This is a genomic window from Chryseobacterium sp. CT-SW4, assembly GCF_048572715.1.
Taxonomy (GTDB): Bacteria; Bacteroidota; Bacteroidia; order Flavobacteriales; family Weeksellaceae; genus Chryseobacterium.
In genome coordinates, this window is sequence record NZ_CP183840.1 from 663,890 (window position 1) to 685,524 (window position 21,635).

The window sequence follows — 21,635 nt, forward strand, 5'->3', positions numbered from 1 at the left end:
GTTTATAATTGAGGTCTTTATTTTTCCTCAAATCCTTCTGAAAAAAACTCTTCTATAGTCATATCAAAAGCTTTAATTACTTTGATAAGCGTGCTGAATCTTAAATCTTCACCTCTTTCATATCTTCCGAATTGTGCTCGGGAGATATTATGTTCATATGCAAAATATTCATAACTGGAATATCCTTTTTTAATTCGTAAGGATTTTATTCTTTCACCCAACTTTTTTAATACTTCTTCTTTAGAAAAATCTTTATTCATTTTTAGTCTTACTTGGAGACTACAAATCTTATAAATAACCTCTTCTTATGTTACCACTAAAAAGATGTATCTAATTAGCGTCTTTTTTGTGAGAAATAATTTATATTTGAGGAAAATTTGTATTCAAAATTCTAACACGACAGGTTTTGTCACCTTGCATAAATAGATTTGCAATAATGAAAAATTATAAATTGATAAAATTCAATTTAACTTTTCTTAATATGTAGTTAATAATTGCTAAAAAAAGTTAAATTTGAAACCATAAAAAGATAAGTATTAACCATTAAACACTAAGATGAATGAAAAAACTCTACATGAGTGCATTATTTCTATGTACTACGGCTGTGGTATATTCACAGCAGGTAGTCTGGCAGAAAGACATCAAATCCAATACTCAGGATTTTTTAAGCCAGGTAACTACGACCATCGATCAGCAGTATTTAATCTCGGGAAGTGTTATTCAGGGCGGTAAGCAGAATAACGGTTATGATTTCCATTTAATCAAACTCAATCAGCAGGGAGAACGGGTCTGGGAAAAATATTTCTCAGGGAACAATCATGATTTTCTATCAGCAACCGTAGCTACCCAGGAGGGCGGCTTTTTGGTAGCAGGAACTTCCTTCTCTTCCAAAAATTCAGATAAGAAAGAAGAATCTAAAGGTGGTTCAGACATTTGGCTGATCAAGCTTAGTGACCATGGCGATGAATTATGGCAGAAGACGTTAGGAACAAGTTCAGATGAAGAAGCCAGAGCAGTAGTTCAGACTACAGATTTAGGCTATGTAGTGGCGGGAAGTATCCAGAACTCTTCCAAAGGTTATGGTTCCAAAGATGTTTGGGTAATCAGACTGGATAAAGATGGAAAAGAATTATCCCAGCTTATATTAGGAGGGAGAGGATTGGATGAAGTAGAGAAGATGATCCCCACAAGAGACGGAGGTGTTTTACTAGGAATGTATTCAAGAAGCGGGATTTCAGAAGGAAAGAAAACAGAGAACTACGGAGAAGGAGATTACTGGCTTGTAAAGTTAAGCAAAGACGGTAAAGTAGAATGGGAGAAGAACTATGGTGGCAGTGGAGATGATCATCTAAAAACCTTGGCTTTAACATCAACAGGTTATATAGTAGGAGGAGAATCCAGATCAGAGAGATCAGGAAACAAAAGTGTAGGGATAGAAGAAGGAACGGACTTATGGTTACTATCCTTAAATGACAAAGGTGAAGATTTATGGCAAAAGTCTTATAGTTTTAAAAACCGGGATGTACTGATGGGAATGAGCACAATTAACACAGGAGAAGATAAAACCAAAGGAATTTTATTGGGAGGCTATACTCAGGCAGAAGGAAGGATAGAGGAAGGTGATGAAACGTTCTGGATGCTATACCTGAACGATAGAGGAGAAGAGCAGTGGAGAAAGCATGTGAAGGGAGAATCTAGAAAGAAGGAGGAACGGTTATCAGATATTAAACTCAATAGAGATGGTTCTATAATTTTAGCGGGAACAAGTGCCGAGGAACTAGGCAGGGAGAACTGGAAGATTGTGAAGCTTGGAGATAAGCAGATTGATCAGCTGATAGAGAAGCAGGATATTAAGATTTATCCCAATCCGGTATCAGATTACACCTATATTGAAATCGGTTATGAGTTTAAGGAAGCTGAGATCCATCTTTATGATATGAGTGGAAGGCAGCTTCAAAGCTTAAAGACGAAGAATAAGGTTACGAAGCTGAACACTCGCTCTTTGATCCAGGGAGCTTATCTGGTGGTGATTAATACCGATACAGGCAAAACCGCTAATGCGAAACTTATAAAAAAATAAACACGAGAAAATAATGAAAAAATATAATTATGTAACTCTTCTGTTACTACCACTCTTTTTATTTTCAGGTTTGGAACATATGAAGGCTCAGACCCTTGATATGGTAACCCAGCCTATAGCATCACCATCCATGGCTGCTATGTCTAAAAATGCGGATGTTCCGGTTTCCTTACCTACCGGAATGCCATCTATTCAGTTTCCTGTGAGCTCTCTTTCCGCAAGTGATAATTTTGGTATTTCCTTAGGGCTGCTATATAACGCTAACAGTTTTCGTAAGTCACGAACTGTTTCGGATGTAGGAGGTGGCTGGATTTTTAATGCGGGAGGTGTTATCTATAAGAAAGTGGTGAATAAATTGGTAGATGAATCTTATGATAATGCAAGTTCCTCCAATTATCGCAAAAATGAATTTGATGATATTTATTATTATAACCTTCCCGGTTACTCGGGGAAGTTTATGATTAAAAGAGATACGGTTAACAATACATTTACGACCTTAAAACTAAGTGCTGACAACTTAGGGATAAGCTATGAAAAAGAAAATACTACGGCAACCCTTAAAGTTAAAAACTTCACTATTACTGATGGAAAAGGGTATAAGTATATTTTTAACACTGTAAATATTAACCGATACCAGTTTGCCGATACTTTATTAGGAATTGAATATCATTCGGCTTATTTACTTTCCGAGATAAGAAATCCGTCAGGGGTGGTTATTATGACTTTCAATTATGATAAAAAGGACAAATACATGGGAAATGACCGTGTTTATGAAACTTACCGCCTTAATAGTATTCATAGCAGTTATGGTGAAATAGCTTTAGAGTATTCCTATGATGAAAATCTGATTTCTTCAGTAAATGATCCCTACAGCCTTCAAAATGTAATCGTGAAAAATTCTTTAGGGGAAATCATCAATTCCTACTCCTTTAACTATAGTATGTCATCTGATGCTGACGTATTAAAGAGAAAAAGAATACTCAATTATATTGAGAAGCAAGACAGAAATAAAACAAACAAAGAACGAACAAGTTTTATTTATTCTTCCGCGACCTCTACAGCTCCCGGTGTACTGGAGAAGATTGTTTTCCCACAGGGAGGGGTTAGTAGTTATGAATATGAAAAAGGAGAACAGTTTTTTGATTTTAATGATCCCAATTATCTTGCGAGCCTGGAAAATTATGGATATAATCCTGATATTCAGTTTGAACAGTCTTTATTTACCCATACAGCTAATATCGAAAAGACTCTGGTTCAGCAAACGTTAAGTTATCCCTTTTCTATTTCCGGAGATACATCCAAACAGAAAAGATATATTCTTCAGCTGGCTCTCAATAAAAGCTATTCCAGTGAAGGTTCTCTTCCGGAACTTCCAACATTACCGGGTATGCCTAAACCTACAGTATCCCGAGATGCCAAGTACACTTTAAAAAAAGGTACTAAAGTTCTGTGGACTTTTACACAAAATGCTTATACATACAATGAGAATATAGAATTTTACAACACTCCCGGAAGTTATACTCTTGAAATGGTTCTTGATGCAGGGGTAAGTGTTAACGGAACATACGGAATACTTGAAACAAAATTTCGACCTCAGCCTTACAGGAATGCTATAAAGACGGGTGATTACAGACTTAAGAGTACTAAAAATTATATCTCCGCAGCTGATACCAATCCTATCAAAACAATCAATTATGAATACGATTCTTTTGATTTGATCAACAGTACAAGTGGTTATCAGTTTATAGATGAAGATGAGGATACATCCAATGACAAGTATACAATGTATAAAAATGTTAAAGTATCTGAAACGCAAAACGGCTACACTAAATATGTTTTCTTAAATCCTGATGACTATCCTAAACAGCAAACGGGAGGAACGGCATTAGAGCCTGAATATTTCTGGCCGAATTATAATGTCTCCCGCGGAGGTATGATTCTTCGTAAAGAAATATACAATGAGCAAAATGTAATACAGGGTTCAGAAAATTATACTTATGAGCTGGAAGATTATTTTAATGACCAATATAACGTCAATAAGAAAATAACTTCCAGAACTGCCTATATAAAAAGGGTAAATACAAGTACCAAAAATTTCCGGCAGAATGGTGCTTCATTGGAAACCAGGAGCGAATCCTTAATCAGTAAGTCAAACCTTTCCCCTTCATATATCAAAGAAACTACCGCAAGTGGTGATATAATGGAGAAACAGATTATATATGCACCGGGAACAGCCGGATATTCTCATCTTGAAAATGCCCATATTATTTCGGAGCCAGTCCAAACTATAAGTAAAAAGAACGGAAAAGTAATTTCAAATTCCCAGGTAAAATTTGATAATAACAGTCTTCTTCCCACCTCATTAATTTCTATAAATCCTAATGATAACAGTATTAAGACCGTACTAAAATATGATGCCTATGATGCAAAAGGTAATATCAGACAATTTAGCGCCGTATCGGATGAAGCATCCGGAAAAGGATTTCCGACAACACTTATTTGGGGGTATAATGATACTTATCCCATTGCCAAAATAGAAGGTGCAACCATTAGTGATATTGGAACCCTGGCATCAGATATTATTACAAAATCCAATGCTGATGGGGATGAAAATACAGAAAAAGCATTAATACAGTCTTTAGATGCATTTAGGACCCATGCTTCATTGAAGAATTTCCAGATTACCACTCAAACCTATAATCCAATGATAGGAATTACTACCCGTACAACACCGGATGGAATGAGAGAGATATATAAATATGATAGCAGCAACAGGCTGCAATATGTCCTGGATGTCAATGGGAATATCCTTAAGAACTATCACTATAATGTAAAACCACAACCATAGAAACACATCATGAAAAAAATAGTAACACTAATTAACTTACTCGTTGTGGTTTTGTTCTATTCACAGAATCTAACCCAATCAGAAAACTATATTTACAGCAGGACTTACCTTGAAGCCGTAACTACTGATAATCCCAATGCGATGCAGGTACAGAGTGTACAGTATTTTGACGGATTGGGAAGAAATACTCAAAGTATTCTTATCAAGGGATCTCCTTCCGGAAAGGATATTGCGGCTCCTTCTGTATATGACAACAGTGGAAGACAAACCAAATCTTATCTTCCTCTGCCAGTAAATACCCAGAACGGAAGCTATCTTTCCAATGTTAATGAAAATGCTGTCAATACTTATTATGGAGTAGCAAATGCATATGCTGAAGTCGCATTAGAAAAATCTCCCTTAGCCAGGGCAGAAAAATCGGCTACACCCGGAACAGACTGGCAGATCAATGGAAACCATACCCGTAAAGTACAATACTTATCTAATGAAGCCGGGGTAGTTAAAAAATTTAAAGCTGTAACTACGTGGAATTCCGGAACGCAGATCAATGACGTTTCCCTCATATTGGCTCCGAACGACAGCTACACCAGTAATGGTTATTATAATGCCAATACATTATTCAAATTAGTATCAATAGATGAAGAAGGAAATGAAACCCATACATATAGCAACGAAAGTAATCAGAGTATTCTGGTAAGGCAGGTTAATAAAAAAGATGATGGGAGTATAGAAAACCTTGATACTTACTATGTTTATGATGAGTTCGGTAACCTATCCTACATAATCCCTCCGAAAGCTGCTGTTTCTGCCACTATAACTGAACTTTTGGGTAAACTGTCTTCACTTTGTTATCAGTATAAATATGATAAATACAATAGACAGGTAGAGAAGAAACTCCCCGAGAAAGGTTGGGAATATATGGTTTATGATAAATCGAGCCAGCTTGTTATGAGCCAGGATGCCAATCTAAGAGCATTAGGACAGTGGCTGTTTATCAAATATGATCAGTTCGGGAGAGTTGTCTATACGGGAATATCCAATAACTCTACAGCAAGAGCCACGGTTCAATCCAATATCAACGCCAATGCTAATTTGTATGAAACCAGAAGTTCATCTGTTTCTTTTACACTCAATGGAATGCCTGTTTATTATTCTAAAGTTGCAGGACCCACTACAGTGTCTCAGTTGCTAAGCGTTAATTACTATGATGATTATCCCACGGGATCTCCTACACAGCCTTCTCAAATCCAGGGGCAGGTCACTTTAACCTCTGTTCCGACATCAGTTACTTCCAATAGCTTAACCTCTGTAAGAAGTACGAAGTCTCTCCCTACGGTAAGTTATACCAAAAACATAGAAAATGACAGCTGGACATCCTCAGTAATCTGGTATGACAGACTGGGAAGAATTATTGGAACATACGGTAAGAACCACTTAGGCGGATTTACCAAAACTGAAGCTCTTTTAGATTTTTCAGGAAATGTACAAGAATCTTATACCTATCATTCCAGGAAAACTGCTACCACTGAAATCACTGTTAAAGATAGATATGAGTACAGTACCCAAAAATTATTGCTGAAACATTATCAGAAGATCAATACTAATGCAGAGGAACTTTTATCCGAATATGCTTATGATGACTTGGGTAGAATTATTAATAAGAAAGTCGGGAACGGCATCCAGAGTATAGATTATAGCTACAATATTCAGGGATGGCTTACGGGAATAAACGCTGCTAATATCAATAACCTGGGGACTAAATTATTTGCTACGAGAATTAAGTATAATTCGGTAGAAGGAGCAGAAATTCCCAATAACTCTTATCCCACACTTCCTGTAAAGCCCAAATACAATGGAAGTATTGCGGAAGTAGACTGGAAAACGGCCTACGGAGCAAATGAGCCTTTAAGAAGGTACGGTTATGTATATGATGGAACTAATCGTCTACGTGCAGGTTTTTTCCAAAATTCGACCAACCCATATTCAAAAGAATACAGTGAAGTTATAGAGTATGATTTGAATGGTAATATCTCCTTTCTCAGGAGAACAGGCTCTGCCGTAAACGGAGCGGCCGAAGTGATTGACGATTTAAAATATACCTATGCCAATAATGGTAACCAGCTGAGTTATATTGAAGAAACAGGAAAAGGAAATGGATTAAGCGGTTATCCTTTAGCAGCAGGCAAAGGGCAGAGTATTAAGTATGACAGTAATGGGAATATGAAAGATCATCTGGATAGGCAGATTACCAATATATCCTACAATGTTCTTAATCTTCCTTCGTCGATAACCGGCTCTGAGGCACAAAACTCTTTTAGCTATGTGTATGCGGCTGACGGAATGAAGCTACAGATGACCAAAAATTCAGATGTATCGGATTACCTGGATAATTTCCAGTATAAGACAACATCCGGAACGGTGGTGACTTCGATTTTAGCCAACGAAGAAGGATATTATGACTTTATAAATAACAGATATGTTTATCAATACAAAGACCATTTAGGGAATATCAGGATTTCTTATGCTAAAAACTCCTTAGGTGCAGTAGTAATACTTGAAGAGAATAATTACTATCCTTTTGGACTGAAACATGCGGGATATAATACGGAGGATATAAGTAATAATAGTTTTAAGTATCTTTACAACGGTAAGGAGTTACAGGCTAATGGAAGTCTGGACTACGGGTGGAGACAGTATATGCCTGATTTGGGAAGATGGAATGGTATGGACCAGCTTTCTGAGAGCTATCATTCTTCGAGTCCGTATGCTTATGTGCTGAATAATCCATTATCGTTTATAGATCCTGACGGAAGACTTTCACAAGGATTTTTAACGGCTGTTTGGAATTCATCTCCTGGAGGACAGGACACCAGCTGGGGGAATGTAGGAGGAAGTTTTACCAGCAGTGACGGGGTTAATGTAGGATATAGCGGAAACTATTTAAGTTTAAATGAAGGAGGAGGAATTGGAGGATATATTGCCGGAATTATAAATTTACCAGGAATCCAGTTTACCGGACAAGGGAATAGCAGTACATGGAATCAAGGGAGTAATTATTTATTCAACCAGTTTGCAATGTACAATGCTCTTAGCCAGTCTGCATCAAATTGGAATTTCCAATCAAAAGCAGGAGCTAATGCAGATTTATTAACAGGAGTTCGTAATGATGGGGGAATAATGATGATTGGAGGGGCTGGTGATCCAGCTGGTTTATTTGATATTGGAGGCCAGGTTATAAGTACTTGGGAGCCGGAGAATCAATATTTAGCAGCAGGAGCAGCAGTTATTGGAACTGTAGGAGCAGTAGTATTGAGAAAACCGGGATTAGCTAAAGCAGAAAGTAATCTTGCTTTAGGATTAGGAGACGATTTATTTGTCTTTGCAAAGTCTAAAAATTTTGATACCTATAGAACATTCTCTGCGGGTTTTCAAGAGGATAAGATATTAAATGCTATGGGAAAATATGATAATCTACATTTTAATGTAACAGGTTTTAGTAAATATCAATTTTCAAAATTTGACCCTCTTAAACCATTAAGTTTTAAAAATTATACTAATTGGGAAATGCATACAATATTCAATAATCCAAATCTTTTAAACAAAACTATCTTCTATAGAAAAGCAGGTAGTAAGTATGAAATATTATCAAATTATTCACCTTTTGGCTATTAACAAATTATGAAAGTATTTAAATCTAACCGTACGTTTAAATTATGGGCTTATATAGTGAGCCATTCTTCCTTACTTATTCGCAGTGAGATGAAATATCCAGATCAAGAAGAGTATTCAGATCCAACTTCATATAATATTGATCTTGAGTTTTGGGCAGTGAGATATATAAATATTCCTTCAATACTTTACGAGTTAAGTATTAAAGAAATTATGATGGAAGAATTGCCTGAAGAGATTAATAAAGATTTTCTGAAGTATGATATGAAAGTATTTGAAATAATATCGGGGGATAGAAAATATTATATAATTGCCGGGGGCGTTTTAATAGGTGAAAATAAATGGGGAAATCAAGATCGTATTTTAAATTTAAATTTAAATTTAAAACATGATGAAATCTTATTCCAAAGTGAGGAATGAAGAAATAGTTGAAATTCTCTATAATTATGCTATCAATGATGCGTAAGACATGAAATAAAATATTTAGAGGTAAACAATAAATAGAAAAGGGAGTGAATAAACACTTCCTTTTTTTATTCAAGACTTGTTAACCGTAAATATAATAAAATATCTTCAGGATATTTTTTGTTGTGCAATCTCCCTAATGTTTTTGCAGTCTGTAAAGCATGATTTGATGAGGTTTTGCCTATGCAAGATGAAAATATTCTTTCTGTTTTATCAATATAATGAAGAAATGGAAAAAATAGAAATAACATATAAATATGCTAAATCAAAATTTGAATTATTTTATGGTAATATAAATGCAGTAATTGGAAGCGATAATTTTTTTTGAAAATATTCTACATGTTCTAATATATTAGTAGGTTGGATGATATATTGTTAAAATGATAAAATATATCTTTATAAAATATGTAATTTAGATTTTATAAAGATATTAACCATGGAAGCAGAAAATTATCAGGAAAAATTAGATGAATTAGAAAGAGATTTCACTCTTTATATGATATTATCGTATGAATCTACACTTATAAATGATCTAGAGGAAAGTGTAAATATTACTATGCAACAATTTTTAGGAGCTTTGAAAAATGATGAACCTATTGAAGAAGATACTGTTTTAAAAACACTAGTTGAAATACAGGAGTTTATGTTTGGTGCCTTTTCTCTTACTGATTCATTTCTAGCTATTTTTGATGGTTTGGAATATGGGATGAATGAGAATAATGAAAAGATATTTTTTCAAAGTAAAATGTTATTGGAAAAGTTTTCTCAGTACGTAGTGCTTTGCCAGAAAGAACTTGCTTTTGATGAAAAAGATCCAATATTTGATTTTATGTATTATTTTTATTACTCAGAAGAATCAAGTGATAAAAAGGCAGCTTTAAATTTAATAGTAGATTTTAGTCAAAAATTAGTTGGGTTTATATTGTATAGAGATTACCTGTTCTTCATTAAGTTTGCTAATCGTGATTTTATAGTTTCTCCTAATGATAATCATATTCCAATCAGAATAGCTATATTGAATTCATTAAACCTTATTAGTGAATTAAATAATACAGTTCCTAATAAAGAAAATATTTATAGGATCATTCATGCTATTGTAGGAGGTAATGAGGATAATGTAAAAAAATATTGTCTTTCTCTAATTGGAAAGGGCAGCTTGTCCCAAAAGCAAATTACTAAAAAACATAAAGAATTTGCACAAAGATATATTAATGAGAAAAAGCTTTAATTAAATAGAAATGGACCCCGACTGTACCCTTAATTTACCCCTAAACAGTAAAATAGGGTAATTATATTTTAAACCTTTGTATTGTGAAACAAGCAAAACCACATTACAATGGAAACCATAAACTTTATCGGGATAGAACCTGAAAACCTCATCAATGAAATTGTAAGTAAAGTAAAAGACTCCTTACTTACAGATCTGGAGAAAACCTTCAGAGAAAATGAACCTAAGCGTTATCTTTCCGCAGATGACATTTGCGAACGTTTTGGAGTAACCAAGCCCACGATTCACGAATGGCGTAAACGTGGAATACTCAAATCCTATAAACTTGGTTCCCGGGTCTATTACAGGCTGGATGAAATAGAAAATGCCATGATCCTTAACGATTAAATTTTCTGTTATGCCAGTTTCTAAAAATTCTTTGAATCATTGTACAATTATTTATCATTTGGATGAAGTCAAAAAGACTTTCCGACAATATAGAAAACAGACAAAAGAAAATCTATTGCCCGACTTGATTCGTATTGAAAAGAACAACGGATACAATACTTTTAGTGGATGTAATAATCTTTTGAGATTGCATGATAAATCCAATTGGTATGCATGTACAATACTTAGTTTAAAACCAGTAGGAATCAAAGATTTCTATTACGCTAATGTATTTGCAGATGATATAAAAACTCTATGTATTATCTCCTCATCAAAGGAGAATCATAATATCAAACTTTACATTTTTCCTAGCTTTTGTTTGCATGTAAAAACCGAGTCCAAAGAAAAGATAATAGAAATAATCCAAAGTATACTTTTATAAAAAATATATACAGAAATTCACATTCTTTCCTACTGTTTAACCCTGACAATGATTTACATCTCTTGTCTTACAAAGATTAAGAAATTATGCCAATCGACTTTGTGAAATTTCATTATACGGATAAAAATTATATGCTTCCCATGGATAGGACTGATTTTATTATTTCCGTGAATAATGAAACAGGAGAAACGGATAACAAAAAAGTAGGGGAATATTTCGGAATACAAATCATAAAATATCCTTCTGACCGTATTATTGTTAAGGGTAGTATTCATAAATTCTTTAATCGTATGGATTTTAATGGGAATGATTTTGATATGAAAAACTTTTCTTCAGCATTACATGATCTTGAAATAGAATTAGGCTTAAATCCACAATATTGCAGATTAGAAAATATAGAAATAGGAGTTAATATCCAATTACCATTTGATCCCAATAAAATACTACAGAATTTGTTGTTCCATCGATCAGTAGAATTCAACAAAACTATTTCTGGATCTTTCTATTACCAATCTGCTAAAAGAGACTATATCATAAAAATTTACAATAAGACAGTACAGTATGAAAAGAAACTAAAGAAGTATACACATAATCAAATTTTCATAACTATAGATAAAAATAAAGGAGTTATTTCTTCAAAGAATATTATCAACAAACAATTACTGCCTAATACTTTACGGTTTGAGATAAAGTTTTTGAAAATGAATATACTCAATAATTTGGGCGTTGTATCTCTCTCAGATCTAATTAAACCAGAAATAGTAAATCAGTTTCAAATGCTTTTATTAAAAGAATTTAAAGAAGTTTATTTTTACGACTACACTACAGATGAGACTAAGATGAGAAAAACGGAAATCAATAGACTCAAAGATTATCGTAACCCCAACTACTGGATTAACCTCAACAAAAAAGATAAATATTATCATAAGAATAAGTTTCAGGAAATGACCTTGAAATATTCTCAAAATGTAAAGGGGCAGATTTTGGAATTAATACAGCAGAAGATAGAAAAGCTGGGAGAAAAAAGTTTAGACTTTTCGTTCAACAATTTCTGTGAAATCGAAAATTAAAAATTTAGACTTTTTGACCATTCAGATATAGGGTCGAAAAGTCCAAAAATGACCATCTAAAATTGAAGAAGGTGAAAAAGAGGGTTTCAAAGAGAAATAAGACTCAAAATATAGATAATGAAGAATATGATTTTAACTTTTTAAGAATATTAGATTTTATTATTGATATACCCGAGTTAGATTTCTACAAGCTAAATATAGAATTAAAGGAACTTGATATAAATTTCCCTGAATTGGAACTGCCAGATATAAACGTGGATATACCTTACTTATTAGAAAATTGGGATTATAGCTCTGAATTGTTAGACTTTGATTTTATTGAAGAAGATATAGAATAGTAGGCAATTTAAGAAATGTTTTAAAATGCGTGTAAGCCTTATGAATAAAAGGTTTATAGATGGGTAACCTGAAATAAGTGTGAAGTTCCTTAGAAATTTAGGTTATTTTTTTAAGCTGAAAAGGAGATGCAATAATTTAAGTTAGATTTCATATAGACTAAGAACCAACTAATTATTAAAATAAAAAGATAAAACTATGGGAAGATGGAGTAATAATCCTGATGAGGTAGAGAGCTTGAAAGTTATCACAATTTTGGATTTAAAGAAGTTGGGTTATTTACAGCCAAATGTATCTCTTAATAGAAATGTTTTCTGGACCAATAAGAATGGAGAAAGAGTAAGTTCAATTAATGTTGTTATAGAAACTACAGAAACGGATGGTTCAATTACTTTTGATTATATTTATAATGATTCACAAAAGATTAATTATAGAGTAAGGTTAATAACACGACCTTCAAATCTTGGAAAGGGTTTATTATGGTTTTTTGTTTGTCCGAGTACGAAGAAAATTTGTAGAAAATTACATTTAAATAGTGGTTATTTTTTGCATAGGACGGCTTTTAATGATTTATATTACGAAAAACAGCTACATTCTAAAAAGTGGAGAGAGTGGGAAAATGTATTTGGTTCTTATTTGGATGATAAGATTTATGAAGAGGTGTATAAAAAGCATTTTAAGAAGTTTTATAAAGGAAAGCCTACTAAGAAATATCTGAAATTAATGAGAAGGTTAAACTCTCGAAAAACTCTTACTTTTGGAGATATTGAAAAGCTCTTATTAACGTAGACTATTTTTATTTAAGGATTAACTAAAAGAAAAAAAAGCTGATTCTATGATTATTAAATAGCCTGGATGCTAATTGTTATATTTGAGTTTACCTTGGACCCATAAATCGGTCTCCATTAAAATGTATCATGTGATCGGGAATGTCCATCAGCCAAACCTCAGTTTCCCAAGCGATATTATTAGAGTGTCTTTTAAACTCTGTCATATTAGGAAATGCCGTAACATATATTTTGCCAACTTTACAATCTTTTAAAAAGTCTTCTAATTCAATTATACGTTTTGGAGATACTGGACCATGTGATGTAACAGCTTCAATTAGAAATAACCAGTTCCTTTCTTTATCAAATATTACAACATCAGGAAGCTTACTATGTTGATCAATTGGAATATCTAGCTGCCTCAATGCAATTTTGTTTATGAACAAATCTTTTTTTGCAGTATCTCCTAAATATAGCAAAGTTCCACCGTTGGCAAATCTTGGAGCGAATTGTTCAACTATAGCAGCCTGTACTTCATTATGTTTTCCAGCAGACAATTTTAGAATATCTCCATTAGGTAATTTAACTGGAATTAAATTAATATCTCTTTGTTTAAGATATAAATCAGAAAGTGTCCCAATTATTTCAATAAAGTTATTTAGGGCTGTTTCCCAATTATCTGTTTTATAATTTTTGACAACATTTAATACTTCAGAAGTGATGGCATAATGAGCTTTAGGGCTATTTACGGGCAGAGTAGGATTATCTGGATTGTAATCAACAATTCTTGCTTGCTCAAATTGATGTAAAACTTGTCTTCTAAATGTTTCTCTAGTATTTGGAGCATATGCCTTTCCATAGTTTTCATTAACAAAATTCATAATTCCTTTTGTTACACCTAAACTAATTCTTTTAGCATCTGCCCAATTATCATTTTCTTTAATATTGCAGATGGCAAGGAAAGTTAAGGCTGACATTTCATTATATTGCGGAGAGGGCAAGCCTAGTGCTTTTAATATTTCTTGTGCTTCTTTTATTTTACTCATTTTAATTTAGTAATTTGTTTACAATATAATTAACGTTTTGCATTGAATAATCATTGGAAAGTATAATTTTATTTCCAATATTTTTGATAATTTCTAGTGGAGGGAGTTTCATTTCTCTTAATTCGGTTGCGCTTACATTGACATTGCCATTAAAGATTTGAAAATAAGTGTCAAACAGATGACTGTTTAATAAAGCACATAATCCTATTGTTTCACTTCTTTCTAGATACCCATTTTTTCGATAAATATAATTGACCTTATTTTCAACACCAATCACATTTGATGTTATATAATTAGAGAAATAGGGTGCCGCAATGAGGCGACTATTGTCATCTTTTGTACTGAACCGTCTGAGTAAAATGTAATTTTTATTAGGAATTAAAATAGATTTAGTATTAAGACCAGCTTCAATGAATTGCTCTTTGTTTTTTAATTCTAGTGGCCACTCTAAAACCATTTTATTTACATTGTGAAGCCAAAAAAGAGGTGCCAAAGATTTTTCATAATTTTCTTTTAAATATTCTTTACTTCTAAAAGAAACAACAGGTCCTGTTGATATTTGTATATTATAATCAGAGAGTGTATTTTTCCAACGCTTAACTAATTGCATAATATTTTCTTCTTTTTCGTTGATGGGAATGTGGAGAATTTTTTCTTTTGATTCCATATCAATGAGTTCCGAAAAATTATAATACCTAAGCTTTGGAGTGAAAATATCATTAATTCCTCTGCTTGAAGAAAGGAGAACTGGTTTATTGGGGCTAATTATTATTTTTGTAGCTTTAATAATCACAGTTTCCTGTAAAACATTATCGCGAGTAAATGTATCTTTCCGAGAATCAAATAAGTGAATTTTATCTATTTGAACAGTATTGAAGAATAAGTTACGAAACGCACGAAAGTAATTACCTGAAGCAAAACTTCGGGGTGTGATAAAAATTAGTTCGCCCTTTTCAGATAAAAGATTTGCTGCAATTCCCATAAATAGAGAATAAATATTAGGTTGGCCACTTACAAGATCTACTGCTACTCTAGTTCGACTGTCATTTTTAGAAAGTTTAAAATAAGGAGGATTAGATATTATGATATTGAATTTATCACCCGTGTAATTTTTTTTTAAAGCTTCAGCATGAGATAAAATAAAATCCTTATTGTTTAATGTATATTTGAATTTGATATTTTTTTTTAATAACCAGTACTTAAGGTATTCTAATACTATTTTAGAAAATGGAATTATTTCAGAATCTATTTCATATGTAACTAAATGAATTACTTTGATATTTGAAGTATTTATCAAATGTTCAATTAATCCACAAGATAATATTGCGGTCCCACACCCAGGGTCTAAAATTTTAACGGAAGTTCCTGAAAAGTTAGAGTATGAGGCCATAAGTTGGACAATAGAGGTAGGAGTAAAAAATTGTCCATAATCTTTTTTATGCTTTAAATTTACTTGCTTTGCATATATAATACCCAATCTATCTGCAAAAATACTAGGTAGTTCATTATTTATGGGATCAATATTTAAATTTTGTACCATAGTCGCAAAGATAATAAATTTGATGGTAAAGGTTTAAAAGATCAATATTGTAAAATGGATCACGAAATAAACATATTGACTAGTGATTGACTAGAAAAATAAAAACCACTTGAAAATCAAGTGGTTAATTCATTATTTGTAGACCCACAGGGATTCGAACCCCAGATGACTGAACCAAAATCAGTAGTGTTACCGCTACACCATGGGTCTGTTTGTTTGAGTGGTGCAAATTTACAATTTTTTTCTTTCCAAACAAGAGCTTTCTGAATTTTTTTTTAAATTTACTTCAGTTTTTAAGGCTGCTGATTATGGTAATTGATTTTAAAAATCTCAAAATTAAGGAATTAAATCCTGAGACGGAATTTGAAAAAAAAATCAAAAATTTTTTAGAAGAATGGGAGTCCGGAACTCCAACGGTGAAAGTGCAGACTTCGGGCTCTACCGGACAGCCGAAAATCTTTGAAATAGAAAAAAAGAAAATGTTGAATTCTGCGGTGATGACCTGTAATTTTTTGGAATTGAAAGAAGGAGATATCGCAGTATTATGCCTTCCCGTGGAATATATTTCCGGGAAGATGATGCTGGTACGTTCTATAGAAAGAAAATTGAAGCTGAGAGTAGCTGATTTATCACTACACCCCTTAAAGGATTTGGAAACCGAAGTGGATTTTTGTGCGATGACCCCGTTACAGGTGGAGAACTCATTGGAAAAACTTCACCTGATTAAAAACCTGATTATCGGGGGAGCAGCCGTATCCGAAAGTCTCAAAAGAAAAATTTCGGGGCTTACAACCCATATTTATGAAACCTATGGGATGTCGGAAACACTTTCTCATATCGCTCTGAAACAATTAACTCCCAAGCCGGAAGATTATTTTACCGTTTTTGAAAATGTATCAATTTCAAAGGATGAAAGAAGCTGTCTCACCATCATGGCTCCCAATGTAAATGATGAGAAATTGCACACCAATGATCTCGTAGAGATTAAAGATGAAAAACAGTTCAGGTTTTTGGGACGAGTTGATAATGTAATTAATTCCGGAGGAGCCAAGATATTTCCCGAGGAGCTTGAAGCATTGGTGAAAAAAGAAATTTCTAATGAAACCGTATTTTTAGGAATAAAAGATGAAAGTTTGGGTCAGAAATTGATAGCTGTAATAGAAGGAGAGGAAACTGGAAAGATGAGGGAAGTTATTATGAAGATTAATTTTAAAAAGAGTTTTCATAAGCCCAAAGATATTTTTTTTGTAGACCGGATTCCCAGAACTCCCAATGGTAAAGTAAATAGAAGGGAATTGCTGGAACTGATTATTAATAAAAACTAAATTTGCCGTGAAAGACTTTTCAAAAGAACTGATTTTCAAAACTTCCCGAAGCAGCGGGGCAGGAGGACAGAATGTGAATAAGGTGGAAACATCCGTGACAGTACTTTGGAAAGTAGAAGATTCCCAGTTTTTTAGTGAAAGGCAGAAACTTTTAATTCTGGAAAAGCTTAAAAACAGGATTAATGCTGAAGGGTTCTTATATTTGACCGTATCCGAAAGCAGGACTCAGTTGATGAATAAAAATGCTGCAGTGGAAAGAATAACGGACATTGTCAATAAGGCAATAATTATCCCCAAAAAAAGGATCGCAACCAAGCCTTCCAAAACCCAAAAAGAAAAAAGACTGGACACCAAAAAGAAAATCTCCGAAAAAAAGGAAAATCGTAAATTCCGCTATTAGCAGGCTGTAATATTCTTTTATGTCGATCTTTGTTTTATAGCAACTTATTCTGTATCTTAGTCCCGTTAAACACAAAATAAATTATCATGATAACTTCAAACTTCTTATCCGCAAGGCATCGTTTTTCGGGACTGTTGTTATCATTGTTTTATTTGCATACTGATTCTTTTTTAAAAAGCTCTAAAGACTTTATTTCTTAGGCCCTGTCGGGATTCAGGACAGGGGACTGCACATATAAACTTTACAATTTTGATGAATTTTTCATGGAAAGATGGCTGTAAGTCATTGTATTTCTATGCTGGATCATAAATAAATTCCATCATTTTACCATTAAAAAAATCATAAAATGTCAGATAATATTATAGTAACTACAGGTATATACGATGCGATAAAAGAACATCTTAGAAGAAAACAGGTAAGTATCGGAGAGGAAAACAAGCTTACAGCAGAATTGAAAGGAGCGAAGCAGGTATTAAGAAGAGATCTTCCGGCTGATATAGTGACTGTGGACCGTAAAGTGACTCTTAAAGATCATACGCAGGATTTTGAACACGAATATATTTTTGTGGCTTCTACAAGAGCAAAACCTAAAAAAAATAAATATTCCATTCTATCAGATATTGCATTGGCAGTTGTAGGATATAAAGTGGGGGATATTATCGAATGGCCTTTCAAAGATGGAGAAAGAAAAATAGAGATTTTAAATGTTGAGGCTTGGCAAGGTTAATTTTTACACGAAGGCTGTTTCATAATTGAGACAGCTTTTTTTGTAAACAGTGAATAGGGCGGTCCCCATTTTTTCCAACTATCTCTACCTTGTCATTTCGAGCGCAGCGAGAAATCTCAAAATTGAATTATAAACCAAAATGGGTAAATAAGTTTTTCGCTAAAAAAATCCCAGGGAATACCCCCGGGATCATTTATATTTAAAGTAAAAACTCTTTAAGAATTTTCAAGAATATACTGGAACATCAATGGTGCACAAATCGTAGCATCACTCTCCACAATATATTTCGGGGTATGAATATCCAGTTTTCCCCAGGTAATTTTTTCATTCGGAACAGCTCCCGAATAAGAACCATAAGAAGTTGTGGAATCAGAGATCTGGCAGAAATAAGACCAGAAAGGAATATCATGCATCTCCAAATCCTGGTACAACATCGGAACTACACAAATTGGGAAGTCACCCGCAATTCCTCCTCCTATCTGGAAGAATCCGACTCCTTTTCCACCACTGTTTTTTGGATACCAATCTGCTAAATAAGCCAGGTACTCGATACCGGATTTCATGGTAGAAGGCTTTAAATCTCCCTTAATGCAGTAAGATGTAAAGATATTACCCATAGTGGAATCTTCCCATCCCGGAACTACGATCGGCAGGTTCTTCTCAGCTGCAGCAAGCATCCATGAATTTTCTTTCGGGATTTCATAATACTGCTCTAAAACTCCTGATAGAAGCATTTTGTACATATATTCGTGTGGGAAATAACGTTCTCCTTTATTTTCGGCATCTTTCCAGATTTCATAAATATGTTTCTGTAACCTTCTGAATGCTTCCTCTTCAGGAATACAGGTGTCAGTAACCCTGTTTAATCCTTTTTCTAATAGAGCCCATTCATCCTGTGGAGTAAGATCTCTGTAATGAGGTACTCTTTCATAATGGGAATGAGCCACTAAATTCATTAAATCTTCTTCAAGGTTCGCTCCAGTACAAGAAATGAACTGCACTTTGTCCTGGCGGATCATCTCTGCCAGAATTTTTCCCAATTCCGCAGTGGACATTGCTCCTGCCAAAGTGATCATCATTTTCCCGCCCTCTTTCAGGTGAGCTACATAGCCTTTGGAAGCATCTACTAATGAAGCCGCATTAAAATGCAGATAATATTTCTCTATGAATTCAGTAATAGGTTTGTTCATGTTTCTGATTTTTGCAAAGATAACAATTTAATAGATTGGCTGCAGAGTGAATAGCTGTGTTTTTAAGCTTTCTGAAAGACTTGGTGATTAGTAAAAAAGTATTTACATTTGGAATATGGACGAAATTTTTAAGCAGCAGGTATATGAAATCACGCGCCTTATTCCCAAAGGCCGTGTTTCGAGCTATGGAGCAATAGCAAAAGCGGTAGGCTATCCTAACCATTCCCGGCATGTAGGAAAGGCAATGGGAGGCTGTCCCGAAGATGTGCCGGCGCACCGTGTGGTTTCCAGTTCCGGAACTTTATCGGTAAAAGAATTTCTTCCCCGGCTGCAGGCCGAAGGTATCATCATGGAAAATTTTAGGATAAAGAATTTTAAAAAACTGTTTTGGGATCCTTTGCAGGAGCTTTAAATAAATAATCTGGCTACTTATTTTCCTTTAAATATTTATTTTCCTCTTTTAGTCTTTGTACTTCTTCTTTCAGAAGCTTGATGTAATCCTGAAGTTCTTCTACGATAGTTAAAGGGATAGTAGTATTATTATAATGATGGAAATACCCAGATGAAGAACTGTCATTAAAAACCGGATGATCATTATTAATAATTACCTGTCCATCTTCTTCCTCGTAGATCTCTTCCATAGGAATCTCTAAAAACGAAGCGATCTTTTCCCATTCATCCCTGATGATCTTTACATCACCACTTTCCTTTCTGCTGTAGTTGGAAACATCAGTAGCAATTACATCTGCAATTTGTTGTTGCGTATATCCCTTTTTCTTTCTAATGGTACGTAGCTTCTCCTTTTGCATGTTTTTTTTTACAAATATGCAAAAAAAATGTACAATATGTACATAAAAAATACAAGAAATCTGCAATATTAATTCACCAATTGTAGATTTAAAATTGATAGTTTTGAAAGAACATATTAAAAAATTAATCATGAAAAAACTTTTATTTTTATTAGCATTTGGAATTTTAGAATGGATATCAGTGCCTTCGTTGGAAACTAATCATGCGAAAAATATAAATGACAGTGAATCAGAATCTTCCTCAGTGAGGTATATAATGGAAAATGGCAATTATATGGCTTAATTTGTTTTACTTGAGTAAGGGTAAAGAGTAGATTATGAAGTTGAGTAGCTCCATTATTCTTATGATAAAGTGAAAACAATCATCATAGCAAAAAAATAACAATTGGGGGCTGTCTCAGTCCTTGGGGCAGCCTTTGTTTTTAACATTTAAATGAACCTTTATGAAAAAAGTGTATTTAATTTTGATACTCTTTTGCTTTTCCCTGTCGTTTTCACAAAAAATTACCTTCCATTCACATTTGCAGGCTATTTACAGTTTCCGGTTCCGGCAGGATCCTGCACAAAATAAAATCAGTAAAGAAGTGGTGGGCTTATACATAGGTGACGGCCAATCCGTGTTTCAGGATGAGAGAAAATATAAGATAGACTCAGTCCTAGCCAGTCAAAAATATTCACAATTGCTTTCAATGCCTATGTTTAGAGTAAATCATGTGATATTTAAAAATTTTAAAAACTCGGGGATTACCTACAGTGAAAGGGTAGATAAAATAATACTGGGGTATCGTGAACCTCAGCCCGATATGCAATGGAAGTTAATTGGCGAAAAGAAAACAATCCTGGGGTATGAATGTTATAAAGCGGAAACCGATTTTCGGGGAAGAAGTTATACAGCCTGGTATACGCCGGCCATTTCAATTCCTGACGGACCCTACAAATTCTCAGGCTTGCCGGGTTTAATTCTGGAAGTATATGATGATAAATACCATTTTCATTATCAGCTTTTACAAGTAATCAATCAGCCTAAAGAAATTTTATATGATACCGATATCAGCTTTACAAAAAGAAAAAAATTATCCAGGGCTCAAATGGATAATATAAGAAAAAATAAGAAGCTGGATGTTCCATTCAACCCTATTGAAAAGGAATAATCTATCCATAATATTAATAAAAGATAAGCACTATATATGAAGAATGAAGCTTATTTACTTTTATTCGTCATCCTTGTAATTCAGGTATTTGACAAAGATGACGGTCTATTATTTCTTCAGATCATTTGTTGTATTCTCATTATGATCATTGTTTTTCTGGAGTGGCGGAGAAATAA

The 21,635-nt window shown here is 33.7% G+C and carries 20 protein-coding genes and 1 tRNA gene; 15 read left to right on the forward strand and 6 right to left on the reverse strand.

The window, feature by feature from the left end; all coding sequences use genetic code 11:
• Positions 1-17 precede the first annotated feature (17 nt).
• Positions 18-260, reverse strand: coding sequence for a helix-turn-helix domain-containing protein (locus tag ABJ974_RS02910; RefSeq protein WP_419869889.1), 243 nt, complete (start codon positions 258-260; stop codon positions 18-20).
• 299 nt (positions 261-559) lie between these two features.
• Here ABJ974_RS02910 and ABJ974_RS02915 point away from each other — a divergent pair, with 299 nt between their 5' ends.
• From ABJ974_RS02915 to ABJ974_RS02955, 9 genes are all read left to right on the forward strand, one after another.
• Positions 560-2,080: a T9SS type A sorting domain-containing protein gene (locus ABJ974_RS02915; RefSeq protein ID WP_419869890.1), complete on the forward strand. Its 1,521-nt coding sequence runs from the start codon at positions 560-562 to the stop codon at positions 2,078-2,080.
• Positions 2,081-2,093: 13 nt separating this feature from the next.
• Positions 2,094-4,928: a hypothetical protein gene (locus tag ABJ974_RS02920; protein ID WP_419869891.1), complete on the forward strand. Its 2,835-nt coding sequence runs from the start codon at positions 2,094-2,096 to the stop codon at positions 4,926-4,928.
• A gap of 9 nt (positions 4,929-4,937) precedes the next feature.
• On the forward strand, positions 4,938-8,600 hold the full coding sequence (locus tag ABJ974_RS02925) for a DUF6443 domain-containing protein (protein WP_419869892.1): 3,663 nt from the start codon (positions 4,938-4,940) through the stop codon (positions 8,598-8,600).
• A 6-nt stretch (positions 8,601-8,606) separates the two neighbouring features.
• Positions 8,607-9,017, forward strand: a complete 411-nt coding sequence (locus tag ABJ974_RS02930) for a hypothetical protein (protein WP_419869893.1) — start codon at positions 8,607-8,609, stop codon at positions 9,015-9,017.
• 481 nt (positions 9,018-9,498) lie between these two features.
• The gene (locus ABJ974_RS02935; RefSeq protein ID WP_419869894.1) at positions 9,499-10,290 is read left to right on the forward strand and encodes a hypothetical protein; all 792 of its coding nucleotides are present in this window, start codon (positions 9,499-9,501) and stop codon (positions 10,288-10,290) included.
• Positions 10,291-10,398: 108 nt separating this feature from the next.
• Positions 10,399-10,677 carry a helix-turn-helix transcriptional regulator gene (locus tag ABJ974_RS02940; protein ID WP_419869895.1) on the forward strand — a complete coding sequence of 93 codons (279 nt, stop codon included), beginning with the start codon at positions 10,399-10,401 and terminating at the stop codon, positions 10,675-10,677.
• Positions 10,678-11,184: 507 nt separating this feature from the next.
• Positions 11,185-12,168: a hypothetical protein gene (locus tag ABJ974_RS02945; protein ID WP_419869896.1), complete on the forward strand. Its 984-nt coding sequence runs from the start codon at positions 11,185-11,187 to the stop codon at positions 12,166-12,168.
• A 62-nt stretch (positions 12,169-12,230) separates the two neighbouring features.
• Positions 12,231-12,506, forward strand: coding sequence for a hypothetical protein (locus tag ABJ974_RS02950; RefSeq protein ID WP_419869897.1), 276 nt, complete (start codon positions 12,231-12,233; stop codon positions 12,504-12,506).
• A gap of 196 nt (positions 12,507-12,702) precedes the next feature.
• Entirely contained in the window at positions 12,703-13,293 is a 591-nt protein-coding gene (locus tag ABJ974_RS02955) for a hypothetical protein (RefSeq protein ID WP_419869898.1), read from the forward strand.
• An 88-nt stretch (positions 13,294-13,381) separates the two neighbouring features.
• On the opposite strand, the gene ABJ974_RS02960 is transcribed toward ABJ974_RS02955, so the two are convergent.
• From ABJ974_RS02960 to ABJ974_RS02970, 3 genes are all read right to left on the reverse strand, one after another.
• On the reverse strand, positions 13,382-14,317 hold the full coding sequence (locus ABJ974_RS02960) for a BsuBI/PstI family type II restriction endonuclease (RefSeq protein ID WP_419869899.1): 936 nt from the start codon (positions 14,315-14,317) through the stop codon (positions 13,382-13,384).
• A gap of 1 nt (position 14,318) precedes the next feature.
• Positions 14,319-15,857: an Eco57I restriction-modification methylase domain-containing protein gene (locus ABJ974_RS02965; protein WP_419869900.1), complete on the reverse strand. Its 1,539-nt coding sequence runs from the start codon at positions 15,855-15,857 to the stop codon at positions 14,319-14,321.
• A 139-nt stretch (positions 15,858-15,996) separates the two neighbouring features.
• Positions 15,997-16,067: transfer RNA gene (locus ABJ974_RS02970), tRNA-Gln, on the reverse strand.
• A 98-nt stretch (positions 16,068-16,165) separates the two neighbouring features.
• Between ABJ974_RS02970 and ABJ974_RS02975 the strand changes: the two genes are divergently transcribed.
• The 3 genes from ABJ974_RS02975 to ABJ974_RS02985 all read left to right on the forward strand — a co-directional run bounded on the left by ABJ974_RS02975 (position 16,166) and on the right by ABJ974_RS02985 (position 18,309).
• Complete coding sequence (locus tag ABJ974_RS02975) at positions 16,166-17,182, forward strand: AMP-binding protein (protein ID WP_419869901.1); 1,017 nt, start codon at positions 16,166-16,168, stop codon at positions 17,180-17,182.
• A gap of 7 nt (positions 17,183-17,189) precedes the next feature.
• A complete protein-coding gene (arfB, locus tag ABJ974_RS02980; RefSeq protein WP_419869902.1) occupies positions 17,190-17,582 on the forward strand; it encodes an alternative ribosome rescue aminoacyl-tRNA hydrolase ArfB in 393 nt (130 codons plus the stop codon).
• Positions 17,583-17,928: 346 nt separating this feature from the next.
• Entirely contained in the window at positions 17,929-18,309 is a 381-nt protein-coding gene (locus ABJ974_RS02985; protein ID WP_419869903.1) for a GreA/GreB family elongation factor, read from the forward strand.
• 215 nt (positions 18,310-18,524) lie between these two features.
• On the opposite strand, the gene ABJ974_RS02990 is transcribed toward ABJ974_RS02985, so the two are convergent.
• On the reverse strand, positions 18,525-19,499 hold the full coding sequence (locus ABJ974_RS02990; protein ID WP_419869904.1) for a deoxyhypusine synthase family protein: 975 nt from the start codon (positions 19,497-19,499) through the stop codon (positions 18,525-18,527).
• Between the two features lie 115 nt (positions 19,500-19,614).
• Between ABJ974_RS02990 and ABJ974_RS02995 the strand changes: the two genes are divergently transcribed.
• The gene (locus ABJ974_RS02995) at positions 19,615-19,911 is read left to right on the forward strand and encodes an MGMT family protein (RefSeq protein ID WP_419869905.1); all 297 of its coding nucleotides are present in this window, start codon (positions 19,615-19,617) and stop codon (positions 19,909-19,911) included.
• Between the two features lie 13 nt (positions 19,912-19,924).
• On the opposite strand, the gene ABJ974_RS03000 is transcribed toward ABJ974_RS02995, so the two are convergent.
• Complete coding sequence (locus ABJ974_RS03000; RefSeq protein ID WP_419869906.1) at positions 19,925-20,308, reverse strand: helix-turn-helix transcriptional regulator; 384 nt, start codon at positions 20,306-20,308, stop codon at positions 19,925-19,927.
• 130 nt (positions 20,309-20,438) lie between these two features.
• Between ABJ974_RS03000 and ABJ974_RS03005 the strand changes: the two genes are divergently transcribed.
• Together ABJ974_RS03005 and ABJ974_RS03010 are read left to right on the forward strand one after the other, a co-directional pair.
• Positions 20,439-20,591 carry a hypothetical protein gene (locus tag ABJ974_RS03005; protein ID WP_419869907.1) on the forward strand — a complete coding sequence of 51 codons (153 nt, stop codon included), beginning with the start codon at positions 20,439-20,441 and terminating at the stop codon, positions 20,589-20,591.
• 160 nt (positions 20,592-20,751) lie between these two features.
• Positions 20,752-21,459, forward strand: coding sequence for a GLPGLI family protein (locus ABJ974_RS03010; RefSeq protein ID WP_419869908.1), 708 nt, complete (start codon positions 20,752-20,754; stop codon positions 21,457-21,459).
• Positions 21,460-21,635: the final 176 nt, after the last annotated feature.

Bases quoted from the DNA above. Each gene is read 5' to 3' on its own strand.
- ABJ974_RS02910 (WP_419869889.1), bottom strand. From the start codon at position 260: ATGAATAAAGATTTTTCTAAAGAAGAAGTATTAAAAAAGTTGGGTGAA.
- ABJ974_RS02915 (WP_419869890.1), top strand. From the start codon at position 560: ATGAAAAAACTCTACATGAGTGCATTATTTCTATGTACTACGGCTGTG.
- ABJ974_RS02920 (WP_419869891.1), top strand. From the start codon at position 2,094: ATGAAAAAATATAATTATGTAACTCTTCTGTTACTACCACTCTTTTTA.
- ABJ974_RS02925 (WP_419869892.1), top strand. From the start codon at position 4,938: ATGAAAAAAATAGTAACACTAATTAACTTACTCGTTGTGGTTTTGTTC.
- ABJ974_RS02930 (WP_419869893.1), top strand. From the start codon at position 8,607: ATGAAAGTATTTAAATCTAACCGTACGTTTAAATTATGGGCTTATATA.
- ABJ974_RS02935 (WP_419869894.1), top strand. From the start codon at position 9,499: ATGGAAGCAGAAAATTATCAGGAAAAATTAGATGAATTAGAAAGAGAT.
- ABJ974_RS02940 (WP_419869895.1), top strand. From the start codon at position 10,399: ATGGAAACCATAAACTTTATCGGGATAGAACCTGAAAACCTCATCAAT.
- ABJ974_RS02945 (WP_419869896.1), top strand. From the start codon at position 11,185: ATGCCAATCGACTTTGTGAAATTTCATTATACGGATAAAAATTATATG.
- ABJ974_RS02955 (WP_419869898.1), top strand. From the start codon at position 12,703: ATGGGAAGATGGAGTAATAATCCTGATGAGGTAGAGAGCTTGAAAGTT.
- ABJ974_RS02960 (WP_419869899.1), bottom strand. From the start codon at position 14,317: ATGAGTAAAATAAAAGAAGCACAAGAAATATTAAAAGCACTAGGCTTG.
- ABJ974_RS02965 (WP_419869900.1), bottom strand. From the start codon at position 15,857: ATGGTACAAAATTTAAATATTGATCCCATAAATAATGAACTACCTAGT.
- ABJ974_RS02975 (WP_419869901.1), top strand. From the start codon at position 16,166: ATGGTAATTGATTTTAAAAATCTCAAAATTAAGGAATTAAATCCTGAG.
- ABJ974_RS02985 (WP_419869903.1), top strand. From the start codon at position 17,929: ATGTCAGATAATATTATAGTAACTACAGGTATATACGATGCGATAAAA.
- ABJ974_RS02990 (WP_419869904.1), bottom strand. From the start codon at position 19,499: ATGAACAAACCTATTACTGAATTCATAGAGAAATATTATCTGCATTTT.
- ABJ974_RS02995 (WP_419869905.1), top strand. From the start codon at position 19,615: ATGGACGAAATTTTTAAGCAGCAGGTATATGAAATCACGCGCCTTATT.
- ABJ974_RS03000 (WP_419869906.1), bottom strand. From the start codon at position 20,308: ATGCAAAAGGAGAAGCTACGTACCATTAGAAAGAAAAAGGGATATACG.
- ABJ974_RS03005 (WP_419869907.1), top strand. From the start codon at position 20,439: ATGAAAAAACTTTTATTTTTATTAGCATTTGGAATTTTAGAATGGATA.
- ABJ974_RS03010 (WP_419869908.1), top strand. From the start codon at position 20,752: ATGAAAAAAGTGTATTTAATTTTGATACTCTTTTGCTTTTCCCTGTCG.